Below are 3,941 nucleotides of genomic sequence, written 5' to 3' on the forward strand. Positions count from 1 at the left end.
GCGCCTGCTGCTGCCCGGGATCGAGCGGGCTGACGCCATCGATCAGGTGGAGGCCGGCGAGCAGCGAGGTCAGCGGATTGCGCAGGTCGTGGACGAGCATGTGCACCATCTCGTCACGCTGCAGTTCGGTGGCACGCAGCTGGTTGTACTGGCCGAGCAGGCGGCTGGTGAGCTGGCGCAGCTCGATCTCGATCATCACCGAGGCGGCGAGGTCGGTCATGATGTGGATGTCGCGTGCGCTCCACTGGCGCGGCTCGCCTTCCACCGCGCACAGCGTGCCGAGCGTGTGGCCCTGGTCCGTGACCAGCGGGATGGCCAGGTAGGAGAGGGCGCCCGCCTGCACGGCCGGGTTGTCGCAGACCAGCTCGTTGAGCCGGGTGTCGTTGATGACCAGCGGCTCCGCGCTGCCGACCGTGTGCTGGCAGAAGGTCTCGTTCACCGGCTTGTTGCAGGCGCCTTCGAGCGCGCCGGACTGGCTCTTGATGAAGACATCGTCAAGGTCGATCAGCGAAATGGCGGTGAATGGCGTGTCCAGCAGCATGCTGGCGAGCCGCGTGAAGCGGTCGAAGGAGGCTTCCGGCGGGCTGCCCAGCAGACCGGTGGCATGCAGCGCAGCCAGTCGGCCCGGATCCGCGAGCTTGGGGTGGTGATACTGGTTGTAGGGAATCTTTGCCGCCTGCATGCCGCCTCCGCAAAATGACGATCAAACACTGCGCGAGGCCATCCCGCCGGGGATGGCAATTGCATGCTAGCAGCCTTGCGGCTACCCTTGGCGCGCTTTTTGGCCCCAATTTTGTTCAAGTCGACGAGGTGTTGTGATGGAGCTGGTGTGTCTCGATCTGGAAGGTGTGCTGGTTCCGGAAATCTGGATCAATTTCGCCAAGCGCACCGGTATCAAGGAGCTGGAGGCCACCACCCGCGACATTCCCGACTATGACGTGCTGATGCAGCAGCGCCTGCGCATTCTGCGCGAGCACAAGCTCGGCCTGCCGGACATCCAGGCGGTGATCGCCGACATGGGCCCGCTGCCGGGCGCGCGCGAATTCCTGGCCTGGGTGCGCGCGAACTTCCAGCTCATCATCCTGTCGGACACCTTCTACGAGTTCGCCAAGCCGCTGATGGAGCAGCTCGACCTGCCGACGCTGTTCTGCCACAAGCTGGAAGTCGCCGACGACGGCACCATCACCGACTACAAGCTGCGCCAGCCGGACCAGAAGACCATGGCCATCAAGGCCTTCCACTCGCTGAACTACCGCTGCATCGCCGCCGGCGACTCCTACAACGACACCGGCATGCTCAAGGAAGCCGAGCAGGGCATCCTCTTCGACGCGCCGGAGAACGTGATCCGCGAATTCCCGCAGTTCCCGGTCACCCGCAACTACGAAGAGCTCAAGGCCGAGATCCGCAAGGCCTCGCTGCGCAAAATCCCCTGAGTAGCTGTTTCGGTCGAGGGGGCTTGCAACGTTCCGGGGCCGGGTGGGCGAGACCGCAAAACTGTAGCGCTTTATTAGCGTGTTTTGCGGTCTCGCCCACCCGGCCCCGGTTTCGTTTCAGAGCCTTTCCAGCCTCACCGGCAGCTTGTCGGCCGGCGACGGCAGCGAGGTGATGTCCAGCGGCATGTCGTAGTCCGCCGGCACCGACCAGCGCCACTGCTGCACCACCTGATGAATGACGGCCTTGATCTGCATTTCCGCGAAGTGCAGGCCGATGCACATGTGCGCGCCGCCGCCGAAGGGCACGTACTGGTAGGGGTGGCGCTTGTGCTCGCCGCGTTCGGCGCTGAAGCGTTCGGGGTCGAAGCGCTTCGGGTCCGGCCACCATTGCGCCATGTGGTGCGTGACCATGGGACTGACGAACACGAAGGTGCCGGCCGGAATGTGCTGGCCCTGGAACTCGACATCCTTCACCGTGCGGCGCGGAATGCCGTGCACCGGCGCGATCAGGCGCAGCGATTCCTTCATGACCAGGCTGATGCTTTCCAGGCCGGCGAGGTCCTCGTGGGCGAGGCCGGGCTTGCCCAGCGCCAGGGATTCGGCGCGCACGCGCTGCTGCCACTCCGGGTGACGGGCCAGATAGTAGAAGATCGCCGACAGCGTGATGGTCGAAGTGTCGTGGGCGGCCATCATGAGGAAGATCATGTGGTTGACCACGTCCTCGTCGCTGAAGCGGCGGCCCTGTTCATCCTCGGCCTGGCACAGGCGCGAGAACAGGTCGTCGCCGGGGCTGGCGCGCTTGGCGGCGATGCGGCTGCGGAAGAACTCCTCCAGTACCTTGCGCGCCTTCAGGCCGCGCTGCCAGCGTCCGCCGGGCACCGGGAAGCGCAGCAGCGCGGTGCCGGCGCGCACGCAGTCGACAAAGGCCTGGTTGATGCGGTCGGCATCCGGTCCCAGCGCCTCGCCCATGAACACGTCGGTGGCGATGTCCAGCGTCAGCTGCTTGAGGTGCGGCAGCACCAGGAAGCCTTCCTGCGGGCGCCAGCGGCCGATGCCCTGGCGGATGGCCGGGTTCATGCGCTCCAGGTACTGCACCAGCACCGGCTTCTTGAACGCCGCCTGCATGATGCCGCGGTGGAAGCGGTGCTCGTCGAAGTCGAGCAGCATGATGCCGCGCCTGAAGAACTTGCCGATATAGAAGTCCCAGCCCTGGCTGTTGGAGAAGGCCTCGTCCTGGTTGCGCAGCACGAACTGGTTGGCGTCGGGGCCGATCATGGCCACGCCCCTGATGCCCAGCGCGGAGATCCAGAACAGCGGGCCGTGCTTGTCGTGCAGGCGCAGCGAGGTCTCCACCGGGGAGTACAGGAAGTGCAGGCTGTGCCCGAGCAGCGGCAGCGCGGGCGCATCGGGCAGGCGTTCGCGCAGGGCGCGGGCGGCGGGTGAGAGCAGGGCAAGGGCCATGTCGTGATTCCTCTCTGGGTGATCTGCGGCGGTACGGTGGCGCGGGCAGGCGGGTGCCGGATCAGATGTGTGCCGGGTGGTCGGCGCCGGGCTGGATGACCTGGTGCGCGCGGTCGCCGAACACCGCCCCCAGCAGTTCGCGCTGCATGCGGCGGCCGCGCGCTTCCTGGCGCCGGCGCGCGGCCGGCAGCAGGCGCTGGGCGCTGTAGCCGAGCAGGCGCGGGCCCAGGGTCAGCAACGGGTACCAGGGCAGGATGTCGTCGGGCAGGCCGAGCAGCGGCATCTTGCGCGCGCCGATGAAGTAGCGCGTCACGCTCAGGTGCTGGTGGTAGGCGAGCTTGCGGCGCAGGTCCTGGAGGAAGGGGTACTGCCGTTCCAGCGGCTCCAGCGAGAGCGCGCGGCCCAGCTCCCGGCTGGTGTGGTCCGGCGGGCTCTGCGTGGTCAGCGCGTGGCTGAGCAGGATGATGCCATCGCGCTCGCTGTCGACCAGCCACTGCTCCTGCACGCCCATGATCCAGCACGCGTAGCGCCACAGGTGCATGACCCCGCGCGACTCGCGGGGGGTGACCGGAATGCCCATCTTGCGCACGCCGCCGAGCAGCACCACGCAGAAGCCGAGGTAGGTCGCGACCATGTCGATCTGGTTCAGCGGCGTGCCCCAGCGCGCGTGGTCCCAGTCCTCGCGGCCGGCCAGGCTGCGGCGCACCAGCGCATGCACCAGGCGCACGTGCAGGGTGCTCTTGAAGCCGTCGCCGAAGCGCTCGAGGCCGCCGAACTCGGTGCAGTCCATCCACCACTTGCCGGTTTCGGCGATGCGGCGCGAGGTGCCCTGGTTGAGCGCCCCGGTCATCACCAGCGCGTGGTTGAAGCCGGACAGCAGGTAGCCGGCCATGAGCGCGAGGTCGCGGAGCACCACCGGTGCCACGGCGCCGGTACGGTGGATGAAGCGGATGCCGTCGTCGAGCAGTTCGCGGTCCAGCCAGTCGGGCTCGCGGTCGACGACGGCGAAGAAGTCGCGCAGCGGCTGCGGCGCGTCCGTCACGCTGT

Annotated in this window: 4 protein-coding genes; 1 reads left to right on the forward strand and 3 read right to left on the reverse strand. The window is 67.4% G+C overall.

Going from position 1 to position 3,941, the window contains the following annotated elements; genetic code table 11:
- Nucleotides 1–682: GAF domain-containing protein (locus tag C5O18_RS07305; RefSeq protein WP_146089271.1), on the reverse strand; the 682-nt coding region annotated here is incomplete at its 3' end.
- Between the two features lie 136 nt (nt 683–818).
- On the opposite strand from C5O18_RS07305, the gene thrH reads away from it, so the two are divergent.
- Entirely contained in the window at nt 819–1,433 is a 615-nt protein-coding gene (gene thrH, locus C5O18_RS07310) for a bifunctional phosphoserine phosphatase/homoserine phosphotransferase ThrH (protein WP_105192786.1), read from the forward strand.
- Nucleotides 1,434–1,550: 117 nt separating this feature from the next.
- Here thrH and C5O18_RS07315 read toward each other — a convergent pair whose 3' ends face one another.
- Nucleotides 1,551–2,894: a cytochrome P450 gene (locus C5O18_RS07315; protein WP_105192788.1), complete on the reverse strand. Its 1,344-nt coding sequence runs from the start codon at nt 2,892–2,894 to the stop codon at nt 1,551–1,553.
- 61 nt (nt 2,895–2,955) lie between these two features.
- On the reverse strand, nt 2,956–3,941 hold a 986-nt coding region (locus tag C5O18_RS07320), incomplete at its 5' end, for an oxygenase MpaB family protein (protein ID WP_105192790.1).

The organism is Amnimonas aquatica, assembly GCF_002943415.1.
Lineage (GTDB): Bacteria > Pseudomonadota > Gammaproteobacteria > Pseudomonadales > Moraxellaceae > Perlucidibaca > Perlucidibaca aquatica_A.